Origin of the sequence: Pseudomonas putida (genome assembly GCA_041071465.1) — a bacterium.
Taxonomy (GTDB): Bacteria; Pseudomonadota; Gammaproteobacteria; order Pseudomonadales; family Pseudomonadaceae; genus Aquipseudomonas; species Aquipseudomonas putida_P.
Genome location: CP163498.1, coordinates 1,082,110 through 1,108,418 on the forward strand (window position 1 = coordinate 1,082,110; position 26,309 = coordinate 1,108,418).

25 protein-coding genes, 1 other RNA gene and 2 pseudogenes are annotated in these 26,309 nt (G+C 62.3%); 7 read left to right on the forward strand and 21 right to left on the reverse strand.

Annotated elements, in window-relative coordinates; all coding sequences use genetic code 11:
• Nucleotides 1-2 precede the first annotated feature (2 nt).
• The 14 genes and pseudogenes from AB5975_05000 to rsmI all read right to left on the reverse strand — a co-directional run bounded on the left by AB5975_05000 (nucleotide 3) and on the right by rsmI (nucleotide 15,019).
• Nucleotides 3-959, reverse strand: a complete 957-nt coding sequence (locus tag AB5975_05000) for a D-alanine--D-alanine ligase (GenBank protein ID XDR21262.1) — start codon at nucleotides 957-959, stop codon at nucleotides 3-5.
• Nucleotides 956-2,404 carry a UDP-N-acetylmuramate--L-alanine ligase gene (murC, locus tag AB5975_05005; protein XDR21263.1) on the reverse strand — a complete coding sequence of 483 codons (1,449 nt, stop codon included), beginning with the start codon at nucleotides 2,402-2,404 and terminating at the stop codon, nucleotides 956-958. The genes AB5975_05000 and murC overlap by 4 nt, the downstream gene beginning before the upstream one ends.
• Nucleotides 2,397-3,475 (reverse strand): annotated as a pseudogene (murG, locus tag AB5975_05010) (undecaprenyldiphospho-muramoylpentapeptide beta-N-acetylglucosaminyltransferase). Before murG ends, murC begins: the two are co-directional and overlap by 8 nt.
• Nucleotides 3,465-4,676, reverse strand: coding sequence for a putative lipid II flippase FtsW (ftsW, locus tag AB5975_05015; protein XDR22921.1), 1,212 nt, complete (start codon nucleotides 4,674-4,676; stop codon nucleotides 3,465-3,467). The pseudogene murG and the gene ftsW overlap by 11 nt, the downstream one beginning before the upstream one ends.
• Nucleotides 4,676-6,021, reverse strand: a pseudogene (gene murD / locus AB5975_05020) (UDP-N-acetylmuramoyl-L-alanine--D-glutamate ligase). The gene ftsW and the pseudogene murD overlap by 1 nt, the downstream one beginning before the upstream one ends.
• A gap of 6 nt (nucleotides 6,022-6,027) precedes the next feature.
• On the reverse strand, nucleotides 6,028-7,110 hold the full coding sequence (gene mraY, locus AB5975_05025; protein ID XDR21264.1) for a phospho-N-acetylmuramoyl-pentapeptide-transferase: 1,083 nt from the start codon (nucleotides 7,108-7,110) through the stop codon (nucleotides 6,028-6,030).
• Complete coding sequence (murF, locus tag AB5975_05030) at nucleotides 7,110-8,477, reverse strand: UDP-N-acetylmuramoyl-tripeptide--D-alanyl-D-alanine ligase (GenBank protein ID XDR21265.1); 1,368 nt, start codon at nucleotides 8,475-8,477, stop codon at nucleotides 7,110-7,112. The genes mraY and murF overlap by 1 nt, the downstream gene beginning before the upstream one ends.
• Nucleotides 8,470-9,957, reverse strand: coding sequence for a UDP-N-acetylmuramoyl-L-alanyl-D-glutamate--2,6-diaminopimelate ligase (locus tag AB5975_05035; GenBank protein ID XDR21266.1), 1,488 nt, complete (start codon nucleotides 9,955-9,957; stop codon nucleotides 8,470-8,472). The genes murF and AB5975_05035 overlap by 8 nt, the downstream gene beginning before the upstream one ends.
• Nucleotides 9,957-11,705, reverse strand: coding sequence for a peptidoglycan D,D-transpeptidase FtsI family protein (locus tag AB5975_05040; protein XDR22922.1), 1,749 nt, complete (start codon nucleotides 11,703-11,705; stop codon nucleotides 9,957-9,959). The genes AB5975_05035 and AB5975_05040 overlap by 1 nt, the downstream gene beginning before the upstream one ends.
• Nucleotides 11,705-11,998, reverse strand: coding sequence for a cell division protein FtsL (gene ftsL / locus AB5975_05045; GenBank protein ID XDR21267.1), 294 nt, complete (start codon nucleotides 11,996-11,998; stop codon nucleotides 11,705-11,707). Before ftsL ends, AB5975_05040 begins: the two co-directional genes overlap by 1 nt.
• Nucleotides 11,995-12,936 carry a 16S rRNA (cytosine(1402)-N(4))-methyltransferase RsmH gene (rsmH, locus tag AB5975_05050; protein ID XDR22923.1) on the reverse strand — a complete coding sequence of 314 codons (942 nt, stop codon included), beginning with the start codon at nucleotides 12,934-12,936 and terminating at the stop codon, nucleotides 11,995-11,997. Before rsmH ends, ftsL begins: the two co-directional genes overlap by 4 nt.
• 2 nt (nucleotides 12,937-12,938) lie before the next feature.
• Nucleotides 12,939-13,394: a division/cell wall cluster transcriptional repressor MraZ gene (gene mraZ / locus AB5975_05055; protein ID XDR21268.1), complete on the reverse strand. Its 456-nt coding sequence runs from the start codon at nucleotides 13,392-13,394 to the stop codon at nucleotides 12,939-12,941.
• Between the two features lie 308 nt (nucleotides 13,395-13,702).
• Nucleotides 13,703-14,076: RNase P RNA component class A (rnpB, locus tag AB5975_05060), an RNA gene on the reverse strand.
• Nucleotides 14,077-14,143: 67 nt separating this feature from the next.
• A complete protein-coding gene (rsmI, locus tag AB5975_05065; GenBank protein XDR21269.1) occupies nucleotides 14,144-15,019 on the reverse strand; it encodes a 16S rRNA (cytidine(1402)-2'-O)-methyltransferase in 876 nt (291 codons plus the stop codon).
• A 186-nt stretch (nucleotides 15,020-15,205) separates the two neighbouring features.
• On the opposite strand from rsmI, the gene AB5975_05070 reads away from it, so the two are divergent.
• The 5 genes from AB5975_05070 to AB5975_05090 all read left to right on the forward strand — a co-directional run bounded on the left by AB5975_05070 (nucleotide 15,206) and on the right by AB5975_05090 (nucleotide 18,989).
• The gene (locus AB5975_05070) at nucleotides 15,206-17,023 is read left to right on the forward strand and encodes a penicillin-binding protein activator (GenBank protein ID XDR21270.1); all 1,818 of its coding nucleotides are present in this window, start codon (nucleotides 15,206-15,208) and stop codon (nucleotides 17,021-17,023) included.
• Complete coding sequence (locus tag AB5975_05075; protein ID XDR21271.1) at nucleotides 17,023-17,394, forward strand: YraN family protein; 372 nt, start codon at nucleotides 17,023-17,025, stop codon at nucleotides 17,392-17,394. Before AB5975_05070 ends, AB5975_05075 begins: the two co-directional genes overlap by 1 nt.
• Nucleotides 17,395-17,480: 86 nt before the next feature.
• Complete coding sequence (locus AB5975_05080) at nucleotides 17,481-18,074, forward strand: phosphoheptose isomerase (GenBank protein XDR21272.1); 594 nt, start codon at nucleotides 17,481-17,483, stop codon at nucleotides 18,072-18,074.
• A complete protein-coding gene (locus AB5975_05085; protein ID XDR21273.1) occupies nucleotides 18,071-18,649 on the forward strand; it encodes a BON domain-containing protein in 579 nt (192 codons plus the stop codon). Before AB5975_05080 ends, AB5975_05085 begins: the two co-directional genes overlap by 4 nt.
• A gap of 121 nt (nucleotides 18,650-18,770) precedes the next feature.
• Nucleotides 18,771-18,989: a YgdI/YgdR family lipoprotein gene (locus AB5975_05090; GenBank protein XDR21274.1), complete on the forward strand. Its 219-nt coding sequence runs from the start codon at nucleotides 18,771-18,773 to the stop codon at nucleotides 18,987-18,989.
• A 50-nt stretch (nucleotides 18,990-19,039) separates the two neighbouring features.
• On the opposite strand, the gene AB5975_05095 is transcribed toward AB5975_05090, so the two are convergent.
• The 7 genes from AB5975_05095 to rplM all read right to left on the reverse strand — a co-directional run bounded on the left by AB5975_05095 (nucleotide 19,040) and on the right by rplM (nucleotide 23,903).
• A complete protein-coding gene (locus tag AB5975_05095) occupies nucleotides 19,040-19,471 on the reverse strand; it encodes a ClpXP protease specificity-enhancing factor (GenBank protein XDR21275.1) in 432 nt (143 codons plus the stop codon).
• A 10-nt stretch (nucleotides 19,472-19,481) separates the two neighbouring features.
• The gene (locus AB5975_05100) at nucleotides 19,482-20,105 is read right to left on the reverse strand and encodes a glutathione S-transferase N-terminal domain-containing protein (protein XDR21276.1); all 624 of its coding nucleotides are present in this window, start codon (nucleotides 20,103-20,105) and stop codon (nucleotides 19,482-19,484) included.
• Nucleotides 20,106-20,221: 116 nt separating this feature from the next.
• Nucleotides 20,222-21,001 (reverse strand): cytochrome c1, encoded by a 780-nt coding sequence (locus tag AB5975_05105; protein ID XDR21277.1) that lies wholly within the window; start codon nucleotides 20,999-21,001, stop codon nucleotides 20,222-20,224.
• Nucleotides 21,001-22,212, reverse strand: a complete 1,212-nt coding sequence (locus AB5975_05110; GenBank protein ID XDR22924.1) for a cytochrome bc complex cytochrome b subunit — start codon at nucleotides 22,210-22,212, stop codon at nucleotides 21,001-21,003. Before AB5975_05110 ends, AB5975_05105 begins: the two co-directional genes overlap by 1 nt.
• Nucleotides 22,212-22,805 (reverse strand): ubiquinol-cytochrome c reductase iron-sulfur subunit, encoded by a 594-nt coding sequence (gene petA / locus AB5975_05115; GenBank protein XDR21278.1) that lies wholly within the window; start codon nucleotides 22,803-22,805, stop codon nucleotides 22,212-22,214. The genes AB5975_05110 and petA overlap by 1 nt, the downstream gene beginning before the upstream one ends.
• A gap of 262 nt (nucleotides 22,806-23,067) precedes the next feature.
• On the reverse strand, nucleotides 23,068-23,460 hold the full coding sequence (gene rpsI / locus AB5975_05120) for a 30S ribosomal protein S9 (GenBank protein XDR21279.1): 393 nt from the start codon (nucleotides 23,458-23,460) through the stop codon (nucleotides 23,068-23,070).
• Nucleotides 23,461-23,474: 14 nt separating this feature from the next.
• Nucleotides 23,475-23,903: a 50S ribosomal protein L13 gene (gene rplM / locus AB5975_05125; protein ID XDR21280.1), complete on the reverse strand. Its 429-nt coding sequence runs from the start codon at nucleotides 23,901-23,903 to the stop codon at nucleotides 23,475-23,477.
• Between the two features lie 258 nt (nucleotides 23,904-24,161).
• Here rplM and AB5975_05130 point away from each other — a divergent pair, with 258 nt between their 5' ends.
• Entirely contained in the window at nucleotides 24,162-25,202 is a 1,041-nt protein-coding gene (locus AB5975_05130) for an NADP(H)-dependent aldo-keto reductase (GenBank protein XDR21281.1), read from the forward strand.
• A gap of 179 nt (nucleotides 25,203-25,381) precedes the next feature.
• Entirely contained in the window at nucleotides 25,382-26,302 is a 921-nt protein-coding gene (locus tag AB5975_05135) for a GlxA family transcriptional regulator (protein XDR22925.1), read from the forward strand.
• Nucleotides 26,303-26,309 lie beyond the last annotated feature (7 nt).

Below are 26,309 nucleotides of genomic sequence, written 5' to 3' on the forward strand. Positions count from 1 at the left end.
TGTTAACCTCGCGTCGCCACGCTTTCGGCCAGGATTGCCAGCACCAGTTGCTGGAAGTCCAGGCCGGCCGCGCGGGCCGCCATGGGCACCAGGCTATGATCTGTCATGCCTGGTGCGGTGTTGACTTCGAGCAGCCAGAACCGGCCCTGCTCGTCCTGCATCACGTCCAGCCGCCCCCAGCCTTCGATGCCGATGGCATCGCAGGCACGTGCGGTCAGGTCGATCAGTTCCTGTTCCTTGGCGCTATCCAGGCCGCACGGGATGCGGTACTGGGTATCGTTGGCGATGTACTTGGCGTCGTAGTCGTAGAACACGTGCGGCGTACCCAGGGCGATCGGCGGCAGCACCTGGCCGCGCAGTACCGCGATGGTGAACTCCGGGCCGTGGATCCACTGTTCCACCAGTACCTGGGAATCGTATTTGGCGGCGTCCTGCCAGGCGGCGACCAGTTCCTGGGCGCTGTTCACCTTGGCCATGCCGATGCTAGAGCCTTCATGGGCGGGTTTGACGATAAGCGGGAAGCCCAGTTCCGTACTGGCCTGCAAACAATCGCTTTCGCTCGCCAATACCGCGTGACGCGGGGTCGGAATGCCCAGGCTCTGCCACACCTGCTTGGTGCGCAGCTTGTCCATGGCCAGCGCCGAAGCAAGGATGCCGCTGCCGGTGTAGGGGATGCCAAGGCACTCCAGCAGGCCTTGCATGCTGCCGTCTTCACCGCCACGGCCGTGGAGGATGATGAAGGCGCGGTCGATTTTCTCGCTTTGCAGGCGCGCGAGCAGGTCGTCACCGACGTCGATGGCAACCACGTCGACACCGGCAGTTGTCAGCGCATCGATCACCGCAGCGCCAGACTTCAACGACACCTCACGCTCGGCGCTCTTGCCACCGTACAGCACGGCAACGCGGCCGAATGCCTTGACGTCCAAGGTGGAGTGCAGCTTGTCGTAGGCGCTGGTCATTTCGACTTCTCCTGCTTGGCGCCTGCGAACAGCGGGCTTTTCATCAACTGCGGGGCCAGGCCGCCAACATCACCGGCACCCTGGCAGATCAGGATGTCACCAGCGCGCAGCAGTGGCTTGACCAGCGGCGCCAGCTCGGCGCCACGCTCGATATAGATCGGGTCCAGCTTGCCGCGCTGACGGATGCTGTGGCACAGCTGACGGCTGTCGGCACCGGGGATCGGCTCTTCGCCGGCCGGGTACACTTCCATCAGCAGCAGCACGTTGGCATCGCCCAGTACCTGGACGAAATCGTCATACAGGTCGCGGGTGCGGCTGTAGCGGTGCGGCTGGTAAACGATCACCAGGCGACGGCTTGGCCAGCCACCGCGCACGGCCTTGATCACCGCGGCCACTTCGGTCGGGTGATGACCATAGTCGTCGACCAGCATCACGCTGCCGCCTTCGACCGGCAGCTCGCCGTACACCTGGAAGCGACGGCCGACACCCTGGAAGCCAGAAAGGCCTTGGATGATGGCTTCGTCAGTGATGCCTTCGTCAGTGGCAATGGCGATGGTGGCCAAGGCGTTGAGCACGTTGTGGTTGCCGGGCATGTTCACCGACACCTCCAATGGCTCGCAGTCGCGGCGCAGCACGGTGAAGTGGGTCTGCATGCCCTGCTGGCGCACGTTGATGGCGCGGATGTCGGCCTCTTCGCTGAAGCCGTAGGTCACGGTCGGACGCTTCACCTGCGGCAGGATTTCGCGCACCACCGGGTCGTCCAGGCACATCACGGCCAGGCCGTAGAACGGCAGGTTGTGCAGAAACTCGACGAAGGTTTTCTTCAGCTTGTTGAAGTCACCTTCGTAGGTCGCCATGTGGTCGGCGTCGATGTTGGTGACCACGGCCACCATCGGCTGCAGGTGCAGGAAGCTGGCATCGCTTTCGTCTGCTTCGGCGATCAGGTAGCGGCTGGTGCCCAGCTGGGCATTGGTACCGGCAGCGGTCAGGCGGCCACCGATGACGAAGGTCGGGTCCAGGCCACCGGCGGCAAACACCGACGCCAGCAGGCTGGTGGTGGTGGTCTTGCCATGGGTACCGGCAACGGCAACGCCGTGGCGATAGCGCATCAGCTCAGCCAGCATCTCGGCACGCGGTACCACTGGGATGCGCCGTTCGAGGGCGGTGGCCACTTCCGGGTTGGCCGGGTTGATCGCGCTGGACACCACCAGCACGTCGGCGGTGGCGGCGTTCTCGGCACGGTGGCCAACGAAAATCTCGGCGCCGAACGATTCCAGGCGCTCGGTGACCGGCGAAGCTTTAAGGTCGGAACCGGACACTTCATAGCCCAGGTTCAGCAGCACTTCGGCAATACCGCACATGCCCACGCCGCCGATACCGACGAAGTGAATACGGCGAATACGGCCCATCTTCGGCTGGGGCATGGCTTTCTGGCTCTCAACCATGGGCCACCTCCAGGCAGATATCGACCACGGTGCTGGTTGCGGCAGGTTTGGCCAGGCGCCGTGCGGTGCCTGCCATGACGTTGAGTTTCTCGGGTTGCATCAGCACCTCGTTCAGGCGTTCAGCGAGCTGCGCTGCGCCAGTTGTCGCTTGTGGCATCAGGAAGGCAGCGCCTTCGCGGGCCAGATATTGGGCGTTGTGGGTCTGGTGGTCGTCGATTGCGTGGGGCAAAGGCACCAGCATCGAAGGCAGGCCTGCTGCCGCCAGCTCGCTGACGGTCAGGGCACCGGCCCGGCACACCACCATGTCGGCCCAGCCATAGGCTTGGGCCATGTCTTTGATGAAGGGCTCTACCTGAGCTGCGACGCCCGCCTCGTGATAACGCTCGGCAGTGATCGGCGCGTGTTGCTTGCCGGCCTGGTGGAACACCTCTGGCCGCAGCCCAGCGGGCACCTCGGACAGGGCCTTAGGCAACAATTTGTTCAATGGTTCCGCACCCAGGCTGCCACCGAGCACCAACAGGCGTGCACGGCGCTCGGCCAGGGGCGCGCGTTGCGCGTCCATGAACAGCTCCGGGCGCACCGGGTTGCCGGTGGTGCGACGTTTGTCGCTAGCCTCGAAGGTGTTCGGGAAAGCTTCGCAGACCCGCGCCGAAAGTGGCACCAGCAGGCGATTGGCGGTACCGGCCCGGGCATTCTGCTCGTGAATCACCAGCGGCACGCCGCACAGCCGCGCAGCAACGCCACCAGGGCCGGTCACGTAACCGCCAAAGCCCAGTACGCATACCGGCTTGAGCTGACGAATGATCCGCCGCGCCTGCAGCACGGCCTTGATCAGGGTGAACGGCGCCTTGAGCAACGACAGCTTGCCCTTGCCGCGCAAGCCGCTGACCTGGATCAGGTGCAATGGCAAGCCTGCCTGTGGCACCAGCTCGTTCTCGATGCCGCGCGGGGTGCCCAGCCAGTGCACGCTGTAACCGCGTGCCTGGAACTCTCGGGGCAGGCCAGGGCCGGGAACACATGGCCCCCGGTGCCGCCTGCCATGATCAATACATTCTTGCCGTCAGCGGCCATGACTGGTCTCCTCGGCAAAATCGCTTTCACTGAATTCGTGTTCCTCGCTGCCCAGGTGCGTGCGGCTTTCCCACTCGATGCGCAGCAACAGGCCCACGCAGGCACAGCAGATCACCAGCGAGCTGCCCCCGTAACTGAGGAATGGCAAGGTCAGGCCCTTGGTCGGCAGCAGGCCGACGTTCACGCCAATGTTGATCAGGAACTGGCCGATCCACAGGAAGGCCAGGCCGAACGCCATATAGGCGGCAAAGAACTGCTTGGCCTTCTCGGCCCACAGGCCGATGTACAGGGCACGCACGGTGACGAACACGAACAAGGCGATGGTCACCAGCGAGCCGACCACGCCCAACTCTTCGGCCAATACCGAGAACACGAAGTCGGTGTGCGCTTCAGGCAGGTAGAACTGCTTCTGCACACTGTTGCCCAGGCCAACACCCAGCCACTCGCCACGGCCGAAGGCAATCAGCGCCTGGGTCAGCTGGTAACCCGAGCCGAACTGGTCGGACCACGGGTCGGTGAACGTGATAAGGCGCGCCATCCGGTACGGCTGCGCCTGTACCAGCACGAACACCGCCAGCACCGCCAGCACCACCATCAGGCTGAAGCGGAACAGCCCCACCCCGCCAAGGAACAGCATCGCCGCCGCCGCGCCCATCATCACCACGGTGGCACCGAAGTCCGGCTCCATCAGCAGCAGTGCAGCCATGGGCAGCAGCACGATGAACGGTTTGAAGAAGCCCATCCAGGTTTCGCGCACCTCGGTCTGACGGCGCACCAGGTAGCCGGCCAGGTAGATGACCACGAACACCTTGGCAATTTCCGAAGGCTGCACGTTGAAGAAGCTGAAACCGATCCAGCGCATGGAGCCGTTCACTTCACGACCGATGCCTGGCACCAGCACCAGCACCAGCAGGCCGAAGGCGCCCAGCAGCATCATGAAGCCCATGCGCTGCCAGGTGGCGATCGGCACCAGCATGGTCGCACCACAGGCAACCAGGCCAAGGGATACGTAAACCAGGTGGCGGAACATGTGGTAAAGCGGGTTGCCCGACTGCACCGCAGCCACTTCCGAGGACGCCGAGGTGATCATCACCAGGCCAAGGCCCAGCAAGGCCAGGCAACCGGCAAGCATCGGGAAGTCCAGGTCGATGCCACGGCCGCTGATCAGCGGCGACGGGTAAGGCTTGAGGATGCCGAAGATCATGCAAGGCCTCCCGCTGCCTGGGCGAACAGGCGCCCGCGTTCTTCGAAGTTCTTGAACATGTCGAGGCTGGCGCACGCCGGCGACAGCAGCACGGCATCACCGGCCTGGGCCAGCTGGGCACACTGCTGCACGGCGTCGTCGAGGCTCTTGACCCGTACCAGCGGCACGTCATCGCCCAAGGCGTCGGCCAGACGCTCGGCATCACGCCCCAGTAACACCACGGCGCGGCAGAAACGCTTGACCGGCTCGCGCAGTGCGGTGAATTCAGCGCCCTTGCCATCGCCACCGGCAATCAGCACCAGCTTGCCTTCGATATCGGCCCCCAGGCCTTCGATGGCGGCCAGGGCAGCACCCACGTTGGTGGCCTTGGAATCGTCGTACCAGTTCACCCCGTTACGCTCGCGTACCCACTGGCAACGGTGGGCCAGGCCACCGAACTCACGCAGGGCTTCGAGCATGGGTTCGAATGGCAGGCCGGCGGCATGCCCCAAGGCCAGGGCCGCCAGGGCGTTACTCTGGTTGTGAGCGCCGCGAACCTTCAGCTCGCGCGCCGGCATCAGCGCCTGGAACTCGAACGCCAGGTATTTTTCGCCATCCACTTCACGCAGGCCAAAGGCCTTGAAGTCCGGCTGGTTGAGGCCGAAGGTCCAGCATGGGCGGCCTTCCACCGGCAGCGGCCGGCTCAGGGCGTCCTGACGGTTGACCACCACCTGCTTGGCGCCCCGGAAGATCCGGTGCTTGGCCAAGTGGTAGGCAGGCAGGCCGCTGTAACGATCCATGTGGTCTTCGCTGATGTTCAGCACCGTAGCCACTTCAGCGTTGAGCTGGTCAGTGGTTTCCAGCTGGAAGCTGGACAGCTCCAGCACGTACAGCTCGACATCATCGGCCAGCAGGTCCAGCGCCGGGTACCGAGGTTGCCGCCCACGGCCACGCGCTTGCCGGCCTTGGCGGCCATTTCGCCGACCAGGGTAGTGACGGTGCTCTTGGCGTTGGAACCGCTGATGGCAATGATCGGCGCGGTGGCATGGCGGGCGAACAACTCGATATCGCCGGACAGCTTCACGCCGCGCGCGGCCGCCTGCTGCAGCGCCGGCGTGGCCAAGGCCAGGCCAGGGCTCACGTACAGCTCGTTGGCGCGGCACAGGAAGTCCACGTCCAACTCACCACAGCGCACTTCCACCTGCGGGTAATCACGGCGCAGGGTGTCCAGTTCCGGCGGTTGCTCGCGGGTGTCGGCGACCGCAAAGGCAATGCCCCGGTTCGCCAGGAAGCGAACCAGGGACATGCCGCTCTTGCCGAGGCCGACAACGATGCGGAATTGGTCGGAAGCGATCAAAGACACGCTCATCTACCTCAGTTTCAGGGTTGCAAGGCCGATCAGCACCAGGATCACGGTGATGATCCAGAAGCGGACGATCACCCGTGGCTCTGGCCAGCCCTTGAGTTCAAAGTGGTGGTGGATCGGCGCCATGCGGAACACGCGCTTGCCGGTCAGCTTGAAGGAGGCGACCTGGATCACCACCGACAGGGTTTCGACAACGAAGATGCCCCCCATGATGAACAGCACGATTTCCTGGCGCACGATCACGGCGATGGTGCCCAGCGCAGCGCCCAGCGCAAGCGCGCCAACGTCGCCCATGAACACTTGTGCCGGGTAGGTGTTGAACCACAGGAAGCCCAGGCCGGCACCGATCAGCGCGCCGCAAAACACAATCAGCTCGCCCGAGCCCGGCACATAGGGGATCAGCAGGTATTCGGCGAACTTCACGTTACCTGACAGGTAGCAGAAGATGCCCAGCGCACCGCCGACCATCACTGTCGGCATGATTGCCAGGCCGTCGAGGCCATCGGTGAGGTTGACCGCGTTGCTCGAGCCGACGATGACGAAGTAAGTCAGCACCACGAAGCCGACGCCCAGCGGAATGGTGACATCCTTGATGAACGGCAGGATCAGGGTGGTCTCCACGCTGGTTGGCGCGGTCTTGTACAGGAACACTGCCGCCGCCAGGCCGAACACCGACTGCCAGAAATACTTCCAGCGGCTCGGCAGGCCACGCGAGTTCTTTTCGATCACCTTGCGGTAGTCATCGACCCAGCCGATGGCACCGAACGCCAGGGTGACGATCAGCACAACCCAGACATAACGGTTGCTCAGGTCCGCCCACAGCAGGGTGCTGACGGCGATGGCCGACAGGATCAGCGCGCCACCCATGGTCGGGGTGCCGGACTTGGACAGGTGCGATTGCGGGCCGTCGTTACGCACGGCCTGGCCGATCTGGCGAATTTGCAGGGTACGGATCATCCACGGCCCCAGCCACAGCGCCAGGGACAACGCGGTCAGTACACCAAGAATCCCGCGCAGGGACAGGTACTGGAAGACCGCGAAGCCTTTGTGGAACTGTTGCAGATACTCGGCCAACAGCAGCAGCATTAATGTTTCTCCCCGCTGGCACCGCACAATGCCGCCACGACGTTTTCCATCGCAGCGCTGCGCGAGCCCTTGATCAAAATAGTGGTGTCGCTGGCGTGTTCGGCGCTAACTGCGTCGATCAGCTCAGCTTGAGTAGCGAAATGGCGGCCATTGGCGCCGAACGCCTTGACCGCGTGTGTCATGTTGGAACCCACTGCGTACAGGGCATCGACCTTGCCACGCGCGTAGTCACCCACCTGACGATGGCCTTCTTCCGCCCATTGCCCCAATTCGCCGATATCCCCAAGCACCAGGACGGTGCGTCCGGAAAAGCCGGCGAGTATATCAATGGCCGCGCACATGGAGGAGGGATTTGCGTTGTAACTGTCGTCGATCACCCGTACCCCGTTCGGCGCAATCTGTGCCACGGTACGGCCCTTGACCGGCTGCACTGCAGCCAGGCCGGCAGCAATACCGTTCAGGCTCAGACCAACGGCATGCGCAGCGGCGGCAGCGGCCAGGGCATTGCTGACGTTGTGCTCGCCCAGCACATTGAGTTGCACGTCTACCGTTTCACCCGCGCCATGCAGCTTGAACGACGGGCAGCCACGTGCATCGCGACCGATGACCGTGGCGTGGAAATCGGCCTTCGGGTTGCTGCGCGCGAAACTGACGACCTTGTGCGAGCCGGCAAGCGCACTCCAGATGGCGAAGGCCTTGTCGTCCAGGTTGAGGATGGCAATGCCGCCCTCGCCCAGGCCTTCGAGAATCTCGCCCTTGGCTTCGACAATCTTCTCCGGGCCGCCGAACTCGCCAACGTGGGCGGTACCGGCGTTGTTGATGATGACCACCTGCGGCTGGGTCAGGCCCACGGTGTAGCGGATCTCACCAATGCGCGAGGCGCCCAGCTCGATCACTGCGGCGCTGTGCTCCGGGGCGATCTCCAGCAGTGTCAGCGGCGCACCGAGGTCGTTGTTCAAGTTGCCACGGGTAGCGTGCACCAGGCCACGGGTACGCAGGATGCTGGCGAGCATTTCCTTGACCGTGGTCTTGCCGCTGGAGCCGGTAATGGCCACCACCGGCTTGTCGAATGCGGCGCGGTTCAATGCACCGAGTTGGCCAAGGGCCAGGCGGCAATCGGCCACCAACAGCTGTGGCAGGTCTACATCGGCGACTTCACGCTCTACCAAGGCTGCGACCGCGCCTTTGGCTTTTACATCGGCCAGGTAGTCGTGACCATCGAAACGCGGACCGGCCAGGGCGACGAACAGTTGCCCGGCGCCGACACTGCGGCTGTCGATGCTGACACCGGTAAACGTGGCATCGGCACCGTTTTGTCGACCACTCAGTGCTGTGGTCAGCTGGCTGAGTGATAGTGGCTTAAGCATGTGGCGCCTCCCAGGCTGCAAGTGCCTTTTCGGCTTCGGTCAAATCGGAGAAGTCATGGCGCTCGCCATTGATCTCCTGGTAATCCTCGTGCCCCTTGCCAGCCAGCACGATCACGTCGTTGGCAGCAGCGGAGGCAATCAACTGCGCGATGGCCTCGCCACGACCGGCAACGAACTCGACCGAGACAGGCCGGGCGAAACCGGGACGGATGTCGTCGAAGATGCGCTGTGGGTCTTCGGTACGTGGGTTGTCATCGGTGACCAGTACGCGATCGGCCAGGCGCTCGGCCACTTCGGCCATCAGCGGGCGCTTGCCGCGATCACGGTCGCCGCCGCAGCCGAACAGGCACAGCAGCTTACCGTGGGCGTGTGGGCGCAGGGCTTCGAGCACTTTTTCAAGGGCGTCCGGGGTGTGGGCGTAATCGACCACCACCAGCGGTTTGTCGCCGCCACCCAGGCGCTGCATACGGCCTACCGGACCGTGCAGTTGCGGGGTGACCTTGAGGATTTCGTCCAGTGCATAATCCAGTGCCAGCAGTGTCGCGACAGCGGCGAGCATGTTGCTCAGGTTGAAGCGCCCCAGCAGCTGACTGCGCAGGATACGCTCACCTTGTGCGGTAACGATCGTCGCGCGCACGCCATCGTCACTGAACGCGGCCTCGCGACAGAACAGCGAGGCATCTGGGTTTTCCAGGCTGTAGCTCAGCAGCCGGGTGTCGATATGGTCGACGCTCGGACGGCGGGCAAAGTCAGCGGCCAGGCGACGGCCAAAGGCGTCATCCAGGTTGACCACCTGGCAACGCAGGCTGGGCCAGGCGAACAGCTTGGCCTTGGCGGCCTCATAGGCCTCCATGCTGCCGTGGTAGTCGAGGTGGTCGCGGGACAGGTTGGTCATCACCGCGATGTCGAACTCCAATGCGGCGACTCGGCCTTGCTCCAGGGCGTGAGAGGAAACCTCCATGGCCACAGCCTTGGCGCCCTGCTTTTTCAAATCGTAAAGGGTCGACTGCACGGCAATCGGGTCGGGCGTGGTCAGACGGCCGCTCTGCAGCTCGCCGTAGAAGCCGGTACCCAGGGTGCCGATCAGGCCGCAGCGCTGGCCGAGCAGGTCGAGCGCCTGGGCCACCAATTGGGTAACGCTGGTCTTGCCGTTGGTCCCGGTCACACCGACCAGGTTCAGCTGGCGGCTGGGTTCGCCATAAAAACGCCCGGCGACATCCGACAACTGTGCGATCAGGCCCTTGACTGGAATCAATGGCACTTCGGTCAGCGGCAGCACGGTGGCGCCCTGCTCTTCATAGGCCACGGCGGCGGCACCACGGGTCAAGGCATCGGCGATATGCTCGCGGCCATCGACCTTGGCACCCGGCACGGCCAGGAACAGGTCACCCGGGCGCACGTTGCGGCTGTCCAGGGTCAGTTCACGAATCAGCGGGTCACGGCTGGCGTGGGCGAAAAGTTTGCTTAATGGCATTGTCATCATCCACGCCCTCCCTTGGCGGCTGTTGCATTGACTTGCGATTGCACGGCAGGTGCCGCGGGTGCTGGTGGCGGCAGGTTGTCTGGCGGCACGTTCATCAGGCGCAGGGTGCCGGACATGACCTTGCTGAACACCGGCGCCGAGACCAGACCACCGAAGTAACCACCCTTGCCCGGCTCGTCGATGACCACGACGATGGCGTAGCGCGGGTCGCTCATCGGCCCGAAGCCGGCGAACAGCGAGCGGTAGGCGTTTTCGGTGTAACCCTTGGAGCCCACGGTGGCTTTACGCGCGGTGCCGGACTTGCCGGCCACGTGATAGAACGGCACCTGGGCACGGAACACACCACGCGGCGCTTCAATCACCTGTTGCAGCATGCCTTGAACGGTTTCGGCGGTTTCCTTCGGAATGGCCTGCACCGCTTCCGGGGCCTTGTCGACCTTGATGATCGACAGCGGCACCATCTTGCCGTCGTTGGCCAGCGCTGCGTAGGCATGCACCAGTTGCAAGGCAGTCACCGACAAGCCATAGCCATAGGACAGCGTCGCGGTCTCGGCCTTGCGCCACTCGCGGTGGTTGGGCAGGTTACCGACACGCTCGCCCGGGAAGCCAAGGCCGGTGTACTGACCCAGACCGACCTGGGACATGACCCGGTAGATGGCCTCGCCCCCGATGTCGAAGGCGATCTTGCTCATGCCGACGTTACTGGAGTTGATCAGGATGCCGGTCAGGTCGAGGATCGGGCCCTCGCTGCGCGACACGTCCTTGATGGTGTAGCGGCCGATCTGCAGGCTACCCGGGTACACCTCGACCTTGTCGGTCGGCTTCCAGCGGCCGCTCTGCAGCGCCGCGCTCATGGAAATCGGCTTGACCGTGGAACCCGGCTCGAACACATCGATGATCGCCCGGTTACGCATGGCCGCCGGGAACATGCTGCGGCGGTTGTTGGGGTTGTAGGTCGGCTGGTTGACCATGGCCAGGACCTCACCGGTCTTCACGTCCATGATCACCAGGCTGCCGGCCTTGGCGTCCTGCTCGGCAATGGCATTGCGCAGCTCGCGGGTAGCCAGGTACTGCAGGCGCAGGTCTATCGACAACGCCAAGGTCTTCCCGGCCTTGGCGTTCTTGGTTACCTGGATGTCCTTGATCAGCCTGCCGCGCCGGTCCTTGATCACCTGGCGCTTGCCTGGGACACCGGCCAGCCACTCGTCATAGGCCAGCTCCACCCCTTCACGACCGTGGTCGTCGAGGTCGGTAAAGCCGACCATGTGCGCGGTGACATCACCGGCCGGGTAGAAGCGGCGGAATTCTTCCAGGCCGTACACACCGGGCACTTTCAAGTCGAGCACGTGCTGGCCCTGCTCCGGGGTCAGGCCACGCACCAGGTAGATGAACTCTTTGTTGGCCTGCTGAGTCAGGCGTTCGATCAGCTGTTGCGGGTTTTGCCCCAGCGCGGCAGCCAGTTGCGGCCAGCGCTCCTTGGAGGCCTGCATTTCCTTGGGGTTGGCCCACAGGGTGGTAACCGGGGTACTCACGGCCAATGGCTCACCGTTGCGGTCGGTAATCAACCCACGGTGCGCCGGGATGGGAATGTGACGCAGGCTGCGCGCATCGCCCTGGCCCTTGAGGAAGTCACGGTCAACTACCTGCAGGTCGATGATGCGCCAGCAGATCGCACCGACCATGATTGCCAGCAAGCCGATCACCACGCGGAAGCGCCACGGGTAGAGTGCGCCTTCGAGCTTCATCATGGCGCCACCATCCGTACTTCGTCAGCCGACGGCACGCGCATTTTCAGCTGTTCGGAAGCCAGGTTCTCGATACGGCTGGCGGCGGTCCAGGTGCTCTGCTCCAGAATCAGCCGGCCCCATTCGGCCTGAGCCTTGTCGCGCTCGCTCAATTCACCGTACAGGGTATTGAGCAGCTGGCGGTTCCAGTGCGCGCTGTAGGACACGGCAATGGCCGAAACCAGCACGCCAACGAACAGCAGAAGCATCAGGAAGCTTCCGCCTGGCAAAGGCTTGGCGAACAGCCTGCTCACCGCAGTTTCTCCGCCACACGCATCACGGCGCTACGCGACCGCGGGTTGGCCTTGAGCTCGGCTTCGGAGGCGAACTGGGCCTTGCCGATAAGTTTGATTTTTGGCTCAAAGACCTTGTGCTGCACCGGCAGGTTGCGCGGCAGGTTGTCGGCCTCGCCTTTCACCAGCTTGCGCATGAACAGCTTGACGATACGGTCTTCCAACGAGTGGAAACTGATGACCGCCAGACGGCCCCCGACTTCGAGCGCATCGAGTGCGGCTTCAAGGCCAGCCTCAAGGTCGCCCAGCTCGTTGTTGACGTGAATGCGAAGCCCCTGGAAGGCACGGGTAGCCGGGTTTTTACCTTTTTCCCAAGCCGGGTTGGCCACCTTGAGCACTTCTGCCAGGTCGGCGGTACGGGTGAACGGCTGCTTTTCGCGGCGTTCGACCACGGCCCGCGCCATACGCCCAGCGAAACGCTCCTCGCCGTACTCCTTGAAGACGCGGGCGATTTCTTCTACTGGCGCAGTGGCGATGAACTCCGCGGCACTGATGCCCTGGCCCGGGTTCATACGCATGTCCAGCGGGCCATCATTGAGGAAGCTGAAGCCACGCTCGGGGTCATCCAGCTGCGGCGAAGACACGCCCAGGTCCAGCAGCACACCACTGACCTTCCCGTGCAGGCCGCGCTCGGCCACCTCAGCGCCCAGCTCGGCAAAGCTGCGCTGCACAATGACAAAGCGGCCGTCTTCGGCCGCCAGCGCTTGCCCCGTGGCAATCGCCTGTGGATCTTTGTCGAAGCCCAGCAGCCGCCCTTGCGGCCCGAGCTTGCTGAGTATCAGCCGGCTGTGTCCGCCACGGCCAAAGGTGCCGTCCAGATAGCAACCGTCGGCGCGCAGGGCCAATGCCTCGACAGCTTCGTCGAGCAGGACGGTAATGTGGTTGAAGCCGCTATCTATGGTCACAGGATCAGGTCACGCAATTCGTCGGGCATGGCGCCCGGTTGTTGAATAGCTGCAAGGTCGGCTGCCGAAACCGCGTTCCAGGCATCTTCATCCCACAGCTGGAATTTGCTCAGTTGCCCCACCAGCATCGCCTTCTTGTCGAGCTTGGCGTACTCACGCAGGCGGGGCGGCACCAGGAAACGACCACTGCCATCGAGCTCCAGGTCAACCGCATTACCAATCAGCAAGCGCTGCAGGCGGCGGTTTTCCTCACGCAACGATGGCAAGGCACGCAACTTGGCTTCTATCTGTTCCCACTCATCGAGGGGATAAACACACAAGCAGGGGTCTACGGCGTCGATGGTCACGATCAGCTGACCATTGCAACGCGAATCGAGCTCGTCACGGTACCGGCTCGGCATGGCGAGACGGCCCTTGGCATCGAGGCTGACGGCGTTGGCTCCGCGGAACACGGCTGCGATTCCCCACAATGTTAGCTTTTTTGTGCCAGAAAACCCACTTCATCCCACTTTCTGCCACTTGCGCACACTATAGGAATCCGTCCGCAGCACCGTCAAGGCGCGTTCATAAGGAAAAGCCTTACAGGACCGAGATTTAGCGCGATAAGGGAATGTGGAAGGACTGCCGAAGAGAAAAAAACACGTGAAAAATCAAACCCACTCAAGCGAATGGAGTTCAAAGTTAAAGTGATTTATCAAGAGTAAGATTTTTTCGGTATTACCAGAGAGGATCTGCTACCGAATCACGCAGGGAAGGAAAGGTGGAGAGTCGATCTGTAAGCCGGGTTTTGTCGAGGACAGTCATTCCTCTACGACGGCCATCACTGGACGCCTCTAGCAACCTACCCGGTTCCGACGCGGGCCACGCCTGATGGAACCCTATTTGGTCTTGCTCCGAGTGGGGTTTACCCAGCCACGCACTGTTGCCAGACGTGCGGTGCGCTCTTACCGCACCTTTTCACCCTTACCGGCACCGAAGTGCTTAGGCGGTTATTTTCTGTGGCACTTTCCGTAGGCTCGCGCCTCCCAGGCGTTACCTGGCACTCTGCCCTATGGAGCCCGGACTTTCCTCCCCCTGCTGTCCACACAACAAAGTTGCGGAACAAAAACAGGCAGCGACTGTCCGATCGACTCTCCGCCGCCAAGGTTACCGGCACGCGCGCACAAGAACAAGCAATACCGGTATTTATATCAAAGTGCCACTATTCGGCTTTCTGCTTTTCAAGGGCAAGTTGATACAACAGGTTCTTGCGCACACCGGTAATTTCCGCGGCAAGTGCCGCCGCCCGCTTCAGCGGCAACTCGGCCAACAGCAGGTCGAGCACACGCTGCGCCTCGGCGCTGATGGCCTGCTCGCCCTCCGGCGCACTCCAGCCGCCGACCAGCACCACGCATTCACCGCGCTGCTGGTTGCTATCACCAGCAACGAATGCACGTAGCTCCGCCAGCGGCAAACCCTTCAGGGTCTCGAAGGTTTTAGTCAATTCGCGCGCCAGCAACGCCGGGCGGTCGCCACCAAATACCGCTTCCATGTCCTCAAGGCACTCCAGGATCCGGTGCGGGGCCTCATAGAAAATCAGCGTACGCGGCTCTTCCTTTACTTGCTCCAGGCGTGCCCGACGCCCGGCCTGCTTGGCCGGCAGGAAGCCTTCGAAGATGAAGCGGTCCGACGGCAAGCCGGCTGCCGACAGCGCGGCGATCAAAGCACAGGCGCCCGGCACCGGCACCACGTTCACGCCCGCGGCCCGCGCCTGGCGCACCAGGTGGTAACCCGGATCGGAAATCAGCGGCGTGCCGGCATCGGAAACCAGCGCCACATGCTCACCCGCGAGCAGCTTGGTGAGAAAGCGCCCGCCCTCGTCGCGCTCGTTGTGCTCATGGCAGGCCGCCAACGGCGTATCGATGCCAAAGTGTTGCAGCAGGCGGATCGAATGACGGGTGTCTTCGGCGGCGATCAGGGCCACATCCGCCAGCACCTTCAGCGCCCGGGCGCTCATGTCGTCGAGATTGCCGATGGGGGTTGCCACCACATACAGCGTCCCCACCGTGGATTTCGAAGCCCCTGCCACATCAGTCACTGCGTACACCTGTCATTTGGATCAAAGGCGCCATTGTAGCCCGAGCGCCTGCAACAGGGCGCAAAGATCTTCGCCGGCGATCAGCAACAAGCCGCCTATAGTGAAGGATCGACACAGCAACATCGCGCCCCGGCCAGTGCTTGGGTACAATTGCCGGCCAACTTGATCGAGTAACAGGACCTTTACATGATCGCTTGCCTGCGGCTGCTCACAGCCCTCTGCCTCGCCGCCCTGCTGGCAGCCTGCGCCAGCTCGCCCTCATCCAGCCTGGGCGAACTGCCACGCACCCCGGACGCCAGCATCGAGCAACTGCTCGAAAAAGCCGCTTCCAGCAAGTCTGCTGAAGACGCGGCCCTGCTGCGCCTGAGCGCGGCCGACCTGGCCTACAAGCAGAAGGATTTCCCACGCGCCGCACGCATTCTCGAGCAGGTTCCGCTGGACACGCTCAAGCCGGCCCAGCAAGTGTTCGCCAGCACCCTCGCCGCCGAGCTGGCCATGAGCCGCAACCAGCCCAAAGCGGCCCTGGCTGCCCTGGCCCACCCCAGCCTGCAGCGCGTAGCTGAGCTGCCAAAGGAACAGCAAGCGCGCACCTACAACGTGCATGCCGCCGCCCTCGAAGCCGACGGCCAGGCCTTGGCGGCCGCACAACAGCGCGTGCTGCTGGCCCCGCTGCTCAGCGGCCAGGCCGCCAGCGCCAACAATGACGCCATCTGGGCCCTGGTTGCCTCACTGCCGGCAGAGCAACTGCAACAGCCAGCCAACGATCAGACCCTGGCCGGCTGGACCAGCCTGGCCTTCGCCGTGAAAAGTGCAGGCACCCTGGAACAGCAACAAGCGGCCATCGAGACCTGGGTCAAACAACACCCGGACCACCCTGCCGCCCAGCAACTGCCGCTGGCGCTGACCAAGCTCAAGGAACTGGCCAGCCAACCGCTGACCAAGGTCGCCCTGCTGCTGCCTCAGGAGGGCCCGCTGGCCGGTGTTGCCCGCGCCCTGCGTGACGGCTTCATGGCCGCTCACTTCCAGGCCCAGCAAGCCGGCCAACCGGCACCTGCCGTGCAGGTGTTCGACAGCTCGCGCATCGGCTCGCTCGATGACTTCTATCGCCAGGCCCAGGCCGCCGGCGTGCAACTGGTCATCGGCCCGCTGGAAAAGCCGCTGGTGAAGCAACTGGCCGCCAAACCGCAATTGCCGATCACTACCCTGGCCCTGAACTACGCCGACGCCGGCCAGAAAGCCCCGCCGCAACTGTTCCAGTTCGGCCTGGCTGCCGAAGACGAAGCCCGCGAAGTAGCCCGCCGCGCCCGCGCCGATGGCATGGTCCGCGCCGTGGCCCTGGTGCCGAGCGGTGAATGGGGCGACCGCGTACTGGCCGCCTTCCGTCAGGACTGGGAAGGCAATGGTGGCACCCTGCTCGCCGCCGAGCGCATCGCCCAGCCGGTCGCCCTGGCCCAGCAGATTGCCGACCTGTTCCAACTGCGCCAGAGCGAAGGCCGCGCCAAGAGCCTGCAAAGCACGGTAGGCGGCAGCATTGCCGCACAACCGTCGCGCCGCCAGGACATCGACTTCATCTTCCTCGCCTCGACCCCACAGCAGGCCCAGCAGATCAAGCCGACCCTGAACTTCCAGTACGCCGGTGACGTACCGGTCTACGCCACCTCGAACCTGTACAGCGCCAGCGGTGACGTCAACCAGTACAACGACATGAACGGCATCCGCTTCTGCGAAACGCCGTGGCTGCTCGACACCAGCAACAGCCTGCGCCAACAGGTCGTACAGCAGTGGCCACAGGCCGCTGGCAGCCTGGGCCGTCTGTATGCCATGGGCGTCGATGCCTACAGCCTGGCGCCACGCCTGGGCCAGCTGAAAGCACTGCCGGACAACCGCGTCCTGGGCCTTTCGGGCAGCCTGAGCATCAACGCCAACCAACGCGTCGAGCGCCAGCTGCCATGGGCCGAGTTTGCCGGCGGCCAGGTCAAGCGCCTGCCTGACACCCCGCGCTGATGCCTGCAGCATCGCCTACCCGTGCCGGGCAAGCAGCAGAGACCCAAGCCCTTGAGTACCTTCAGGGGCAAGGCCTGCAACTGCTGGCACGCAACTGGCGATGCAAAGGCGGTGAGCTTGATCTGGTCATGCTCGACGCCGATACAGTAGTATTCGTCGAAGTCCGCTACCGGTTGCACGCGGGCTTCGGAGGCGCCCTCGACAGTATCGATGGGCGCAAGCAGAAACGGCTGGTGCTTGCCGCCAGCCTGTTCCTGCAGAAGGAGCCCCACTGGGGCAACCACCCCTGCCGCTTCGACGTAGTCGCCCTGCAGGGCAGCCACCATGCAGGCAGACCGCTTCAATGGCTGAAAAACGCCTTCGAATGCTGAACCCACTTCGTTTTTTTTGCTCTATGTTTCGCGGGCTGGTCGTTGTTGCGCGTAGCAAAGGCCACCGCCCCACTTAAGGTCACCAGATGGACATGCAATCCCGAATTCGCCGGCTGTTTCAGGCCAGCATCGATACCAAGCAACAGGCAATGGACATCCTGGCACCGCACATCGAGCAGGCCAGCCTGGTCATGGTCAATGCGCTGCTCAACGAGGGCAAGATGCTCGCCTGTGGCAACGGCGGCTCGGCCGGCGATGCCCAGCACTTTTCTTCAGAGCTGCTCAACCGCTTCGAGCGCGAGCGCCCGAGCCTGCCGGCCATCGCGCTGACCACCGACAGCTCGACCCTGACCTCTATCGCCAACGACTACAGCTACAACGAAGTCTTTTCCAAGCAGATCCGCGCCCTGGGCCAGCCCGGCGACGTTCTGCTGGCGATCTCCACCAGCGGCAACTCGGCCAACGTCATTCAAGCGATTCAGGCCGCACATGACCGCGAAATGATTGTCGTAGCATTGACTGGTCGCGACGGCGGCGGCATGGCTTCGCTGCTGCTGCCCGAGGACGTGGAAATCCGCGTTCCTTCGACGGTTACCGCGCGCATCCAGGAAGTCCACCTGCTGGCGATCCACTGCCTGTGCGATCTGATCGACAGCCAACTGTTCGGGAGTGAAGAATGACCCCTATGCGCCTCGGCCTGATGGCCCTGACCCTGTGCCTGAGCGTCACCGGATGCAGCTCGGTACTCACCTCTACTCGCAATTCGCCGATTGAGGACGATCGCGGTACGCGCACCATTGGCAGCAAGATCGACGACTCGTTGATCGAGACCAAGGCCGCCGTGAACATCTCCAAGGCCAACCCAGACCTGGACAAGGGCTCGCACATCGTTGTCAGCAGCTACAACGGCATTGTCCTGCTGGCCGGCCAGACCCCACGCGCCGACCTCAAGAGCCTGGCCGAGCAAACCGCCAGCCAGGTACAACGGGTCAAGAAAGTGCACAACGAGCTGCAGGTGATGCAGCCCTCCTCCATCCTGGCGCGCAACAACGACGCCTGGCTGACCACCAAGATCAAGACCCAGATGCTGACCGACAATGCGGTGCCAAGCTCGCGCATCAAGGTGATCACCGAAAACGGCATCGTCTACCTGCTTGGCCTGGTCACCCAGCAAGAGGCCAACTCGGCCACTGCCGTGGTGCAAGGCGTGTCGGGCGTGCAAAAGATCGTCAAGCTGTTCGAGTACATCGACTGACTCTCCGGCCTCTTCGCGGCTAAAGCCGCTCCTACAGGGGTACGCTACACCCTGTAGGAGCGGCTTTAGCCGCGAAGAGGCCGGCGCAGACAACACCCTCAAGAAACCCAGGAAACACCGCATGAAAAAGCTTCTGCTGCCCGCCCTGCTGATCGGCACCTTCGCCACCCTGGCCGGCTGCTCCACCCCAAGCCTGATCACCCTCAACGATGGCCGTGAAATTCAGGCTGTCGATGCACCAAAGTTCGACCGCGACGCCGGCTTCTACGAGTTCCAACAGCTCGACGGCAAGCGCACCCGCATCAACAAGGACCAGGTACGCACCATCAGCGACCTGTAACCCAGATTGGCGGTAAAGAAAAAGGCGATCCGGTTGGATCGCCTTTTTTGTTACTTGACCACTTTCAGGCTTGGCCGACCAGTCGGACGCGGCGGCTGGCCACCGCCCTCTGGCGGGCCATCGTCATCCGGCTGTACATCATCGTCTTCAAGGTCGTCGCCATCCATCAACGGGGACTCCAGCTCGAAGACCATACCCTGGCCATTTTCGCGAGCATAAATGCCCAGGATGGCGCCAACCGGCACGTACAACGAATGAGGCACGCCACCGAAGCGGCCATCGAAACTGACCGCTTCGTTGTCCATGTTCAGGCTGCGCACGGCACTTGGCGAGATATTCAAGACGATCTGGCCATCACTGGCGAAACCATCCGGCACCTGAACTTTCGGGAATTCGGCATTGACCAGCATATGGGGCGTGCAATCGTTGTCGACGATCCACTCGTACAGTGCTCGAACCAGATAGGGGCGACTGGAGTTCATCAACGGCTCCTTAAAGCTTGCGCATTTCACGTTCTACGGAGGACAGGCTCGCCTGGAAAGACTCGCGGGCGAACTGGCGCTCCATGTAATCAAGCAGCGGCTTGGCTTGCCGCGGCAACTCGATACCCAACACCGGCAGACGCCAGAGTATGGGCAATAGACAGCAATCGACCAGGCTTTGCTCATCACTCATGAAGCAGGCGAACTCGCTGAACAACGGCGAGACCCCGGTCAGGCTTTCACGCAAGGCCTTACGCGCATCGGCTCGGACAGCCTCTTTGCTGCGCGGGTCGAGGACGGTATCGGCCAGGGCACACCAGTCGCGCTGGATGCGGTGAATCAGCAAACGGCTGTTGCCGCGCGCAACCGGGTAGACCGGCATCAGCGGCGGGTGCGGGTAACGCTCTTCGAGGTATTCCATCACCACGGTCGACTCATACAACGCCAGGTCTCGGTCGACCAAAGTCGGCACGCTGCCGTAAGGGTTGACCTCGACCAGCTTGGGCGGCAGGCGAGCTGGGTCGACATCGATGACCTGCACGCTCACACCCTTCTCGGCCAGCACCAGGCGAACCCGATGAGAATAGTGATCAGCGGGATCGGAATAGCAGGCTAACCTGTTGGTTGCGCCCATGTAGCGGCTCCTCGCACGGGATGCTTGTGACACTGTAAATGAAAACGCGCCCGGGGCACCCTGGCAGTATTGCCAGGCGCCACGGGCGCGTTCAACAACCAGAAACTACTGCGTGATCAGTGCACGTCCTTCCAGTATTCACGCTTGAGCAAGTAGGCGAATACGAAGAAGAAAGCCAGGTACAGCAACACGTAGGTACCGATGCGCTGGCTTTCCAGTTTGACCGGGTTGGCCGAATAGGCCAGGAAGGTCACCAGGTTCTTGACCTTCTCGTCGAACTGCTCAGTGGTCAGGGTACCGGATTTCGGCGTAATGGTCAGCTGGTCACAGGCTTCATGGGTTATCGGGCTACCGGTCAACGGGTCGAATTGCTTCTTGCCATCGGTCACGGTCTGCACCTGCTTGCAGCCGATCACCTGGTTACCCTGCAGGCCAACCAACACGTTCGGCATGCCGACGTTCGGGAACACCTTGTTGTTCACCCCGTAAGGCCGCGACGGGTCCTCGTAGAAGCTGCGCAGATAGGTGTACAGCCAGTCGGTACCGCGCACCCGAGCCACCAGGGTCAGGTCGGGTGGCGCAGCGCCGAACCAAGTCTTGGCGTCGCTGGGCTTCATGCCGATCTGCATGTGGTCACCGATCTTGGCACCGGTGAACACCAGCTTCTCGAGCATCAGCTCGTGCGGAATGCCCAGGTCATCGGCCACTCGCTCGTAACGCTGGAACTTGGCACTGTGGCAACCCATGCAATAGTTGGCGAAGGTACGCGCACCGTCCTGCATGGCGGCCTTGTCGGTCAGGTCGATATCGGCCTTGTCCAGCTCCAGGCCGTGTTCGGCAGCGAAGGAAAAGGCAGGCATCACTGCCAGCAAAAATACTGCAATCAACTTTTTCATCAGCCAGTCACCCTTTCCGGAACCGGTTTGGTCTTCTCGAGCCTTGTGTAGAACGGCATCAGCAGGAAGTAGGCGAAGTACAGCACCGTGCATACCTGCGACAACAAGGTACGCCCAGGTGTCGGCGCCAGTACGCCCAGCACGCCGAGGATGACGAAGGCCACGCAGAACACCAGCAGGAAGACCTTGCTGATCCAGCCCTTGTAACGCATGGAACGCACCGGGCTACGGTCGAGCCAGGGCAGTACGAACAGCACGGCGATGGCCGCACCCATGGCAATGACACCCATCAGCTTGTCGGGCACCGCACGCAGGATCGCGTAGAAGGGTGTGAAGTACCACACCGGTGCGATGTGCTCAGGGGTCTTGAACGCGTTGGCCTGCTCGAAGTTCGGTTTTTCCAGGAAGTAACCGCCCATTTCCGGGAAGAAGAACACCACGGCGCAGAACACGAACAGGAACACCACCACCCCGACAATGTCTTTGACGGTGTAGTACGGGTGGAACGGAATGCCGTCCAGCGGAATGCCGTTTTCGTCCTTTTTCTTCTTGATGTCCACGCCATCAGGGTTGTTCGAACCCACTTCGTGCAGCGCAAGGATATGCAGCACCACCAGGCCGAGAATCACGATTGGCAGGGCAACCACGTGCAGGGCGAAGAAGCGGTTCAGGGTGATGCCCGAGATCAGGTAGTCACCACGGATCCACTGGGTGAGGTCGTCACCGATCACCGGGATGGCACCGAACAGCGAAATGATCACCTGGGCGCCCCAGTAAGACATCTGCCCCCACGGCAACAGGTAGCCCATGAACGCTTCAGCCATCAGCGCCAGGTAGATCAGCATGCCGAACAACCAGACCAGTTCGCGTGGCTTCTGGTAGGAGCCGTAGAGCAGGCCGCGGAACATGTGCAGGTAGACCACGATGAAGAACGCAGACGCACCGGTAGAGTGCAGGTAGCGCAGAATCCAGCCGTACTCCACATCACGCATGATGTACTCGACCGAGGCGAACGCCTCTTCCGCCGAGGGCGTGAAGCTCATGGTCAGCCACACGCCGGTAACGATCTGATTCACCAATACCAGCAATGCCAAGGAGCCGAAGAAATACAGGAAGTTGAAGTTCTTGGGCGCGTAATACTTGCTCAGGTGGTCTTCCCACATCTTGGTGGCGGGGAAGCGAGCATCAATCCAGTCCATGAACTTGCTCATCATGCGTTCTCCTGGTCGACGCCAATGACGATGATCTCGTCCGACTCGTAAGAGTGCGGTGGCACGGGCAGGTTGAGAGGCGCCGGCTGCGACTTGTAGACACGGCCAGCCAGGTCATAGTGGGAGCCGTGGCATGGGCAGAAGTAGCCACCTACCCATTTCGGGCCAAGGTCGGCGGGCGCGACTTCCGGGCGGAAGGTGGGCGAGCAACCCAGGTGCGTGCAGAGGCCCACGAGAATGAGGATTTCCGGCTTGATCGAGCGAACCTCGGGGTCGACGTAAGCCGGCTGGACCGAGGCCTTGGACTCTGGATCAGACAGATCGCCGGTGATTTTTTTCAGGTTACCGAGAATCTCCTCCGTTCGGCGCACGATGAATACGGGCTGGCCACGCCACTCGGCCACCATCTGCTGCCCGGCCTCGACCTTGGCAATATTGACCTTCACCGGTGCACCCGCGGCTTTCGCCTTGGCACTGGGAAACCATGACCCCACGAACGGTACCGCAGCCCCCACTGCTCCCGCTGCCCCGACCACGGATGTCGCGGCTACGAGGAAGCGGCGCCGGCCTGCGTTGACGCCGTCATTGCTCATTCAGTCCTCTCCCATCAGCTTGCTTGGCCTGTTGAACCAGGCTTGTACTTAGGTTGTGTCAATGGCACTAAAAATTGGCCGCCATGGTAAGAAACAAATCCACACACTGACAAGGTGATTACCCCGGCAAGGGTGACAACCCGCGCTTTGCTTGATCTGTGTCTATGCGACAAGCGGCCACTGACATGCTGACAGGTTAGTTCAAGCCAAAAAAAAAGCCCGGTTCCAAGGAACCGGGCTTTTTTCGACTGCCGAAGCGGTATTAACGCTTGGAGTACTGAGGACGCTTACGCGCTTTACGCAGACCCACTTTCTTACGCTCAACTTCACGAGCGTCGCGGGTGACGTAGCCAGCACGACGCAGAGCGCCACGCAGGGTTTCGTCGTATTCCATCAGAGCGCGGGTGATACCGTGACGGATCGCACCGGCTTGACCGCTGACACCACCACCGGAAACGGTGACGTAGATGTCGAACTTCTCAACGGTTTCGGTCAGCTCGAGTGGCTGGCGAACAACCATGCGAGCGGTTTCGCGACCGAAGAACACGTCCAGAGAACGGTTGTTGATGGAAATGTTACCAGTACCCGGACGCAGGAATACGCGAGCGGTTGCGGTCTTGCGACGGCCAGTGCCGTAATTTTGAGTCGCCGACATAATGAACTATCCCGTTAGATCTTCAGTTCTTGAGGCTGCTGAGCAGTGTGTGGGTGAGCAGCACCCGCGTACACTTTCAGCTTGCGGTACATGTCGCGACCCAGCGGGTTCTTAGGCAGCATGCCTTTGACCGCGGTTTCGATAACACGCTCAGGGGCCTTGGCGATCAACTTCTCGAAGTTGATTTCCTTGATACCGCCCGGGAAGCCGGAGTGGGAGTAGTACATTTTGTCGGAAGACTTGGCACCAGTCACACGAACCTGCTCGGCGTTGATAACGACGATGTAGTCGCCGGTGTCAACGTGAGGGGTGTATTCTGGTTTGTGTTTGCCACGCAGACGGGTAGCGATTTCGGTAGCCAGACGACCCAGGGTCTGGCCAGCGGCGTCGACTACGAACCACTCGCGCTTTACTGTTTCCGGTTTAGCAGTAAAAGTTTTCATTCTCTAAAGCCTCAGAGGCCGCCCAGCGAAAAATAGACGGCGAATCTTACTGGATAGTGCACAGCTTGCCAAGGGCAAGCGCGCAGCCGAACACAGACGCTTTTGGGGGCTCGGGTCGGGCACGCCAATGTTCGACGGGGTTCTTCCTGCGTGATGGTGCATCACTTCCGCCACGCGGAGAGGGGCTGAATTATCCAGATTGCGAGAAAAATTTCAACCTGCTTTGATAGGCTTCTATTGCCAAGGAGTGTCTAACCGATGGAATACCGTCAGCTCGGCCGTACCGACCTCAACGTCAGCGCCCTGTGCCTGGGCACCATGACCTGGGGCGAGCAGAACGTTGAAGCCGAGGCCTTCGAACAGATTGCCCGGGCCAAGAAAGCCGGGGTCAACTTCATCGACACCGCCGAAATGTACCCGGTGCCACCCCGCCCGGAAACCTACGCTGCCACCGAACGCATCATCGGCAACTGGTTCCGGGCCAACGGCGATCGCGATGACTGGGTCCTGGCCAGCAAGGTCGCAGGCCCCGGCAACGGGATCAGCCACATCCGCGACGGCCAGCTCAAGCACAACCGCCAGCACATCGTCGCGGCGCTGGACGAAAGCCTCAAGCGCCTGCAAACCGACCGTATCGACCTGTATCAGTTGCACTGGCCGGAGCGCAGCACCAACTTCTTCGGCAAGCTGGGCTACCAGCACCTGCCACAGGACCATTTCACCCCGCTGGAAGAAACCCTCGAAGTACTCGACGAGCAGGTGCACGCGGGCAAGATCCGCCACATTGGCCTGTCCAACGAAACGCCGTGGGGCACCATGAAGTTCCTGCAGTTGGCCGAAAGCCGTGGCTGGCCGCGGGCGGTGTCGATCCAGAACCCGTATAACCTGCTCAACCGCAGCTTCGAGGTAGGCCTGGCGGAAGTGGCCATCCGCGAGCAGTGCGGCCTGCTGGCCTATTCGCCGCTGGCCTTCGGCATGCTCTCGGGCAAGTACGAGAACGGCGCACGGCCGGGCAACGCACGCCTGACCCTGTTCAGCCGCTTTGCCCGTTATTCCAACCCGCAGACCGTGGCAGCCTGCAGCCGCTATGTGCAACTGGCCCGCGAGCACGGCCTGGACCCGGCGCAGATGGCCCTGGCGTTCGTCACCCGACAGCCGTTCGTGACCAGCAACATCATCGGTGCCACCAGCCTGCAACAGCTGGACAGCAACCTGGCGAGCCTTGAGCTGAACCTGAGCGATGAGTTGCTGGCGGCGATTGAAGCCATCCACCAGGAGCAGCCTAACCCGGCACCTTGAGCTGCAAAGCAGCCCCGCTGTTACATGGGGTAGACACAATCGCCAAAAAATAAGACGATCCAGCCGGTGATTGACCACTCTACCCTATAAGAACAATGACAATGATGTTTACCCAACCCTCCGCGTCGCTGCGGCGCGTCAGCATCCTGGCCATTGACAAGGTGTTTGCTTCGACCTTGATGCAGGCCAAGGACTTCTTCCACCTCGCCAGCCTGCGCTACAGCAAGCAGCTGGGCCTGGGTTTGCAGCCCATGTTCGAAATCCGCCTGGTGAGCCCCGACGGCCAACCTGTGGACAGCTTCAGCAATGTGCAGCTACCGGTCGATGGTGGCCTGGACGACGCCGATGTGATCATTCTCCCGGCCTACTGGGATGACTTCGACAACCTCCTGCAACGTTACCCGCAGGTGCTGCCGTGGCTGCGTGAGCAGCACGCGCGTGGCGCGGTGCTTTGCGCCGAGGCCAGTGGCGTGTTCTGGCTGGCCGAGTCGGGCCTGCTCGACGGCAAGGAGGCCACCACCTACTGGCGCTTCTTCAGCAGCTTTGCCGAACGCTTCCCGAAGATCCGCCTGAACCAGGACAAGCACCTGACCGATGCCGACAATATCTATTGCGCCGGCGGTGCAACTTCAGCCTGCGACCTGTACATCTACCTGATCGAGCGCTTCTGCGGTGCCAATGTGGCCCGTGCGGTGTCACGCGACATTCTTTACGAAGTGCAACGCAACTACACCCCGGGGCGCATGGGCTTTGGCGGGCAAAAACTGCACCAGGACCTGATCATCCTGCAGATTCAGCACTGGCTGGAAGAGCACTTCGCCGACAAGTTCCGCTTCGAAGATGTGGCCCGCAACCACGGCATGAGCATCCGCAACTTCATGCGCCGGTTCCAGGGCGCAACGGGTGACAAGCCGCTGCACTACCTGCAACGGCTACGCATCGAGACAGCCAAGGGGTTGTTGTCGAGCACGCGCAAGAGCATCAAGACCATCAGCTACGAGGTCGGTTATGACGATGCCAGTTTCTTCGCGCGGCTGTTTCGCCAGCACACCGAGCTGTCACCAAACCAGTATCGGCAGCAGTTCATGCAAGAGGCTTGAGGCCAAT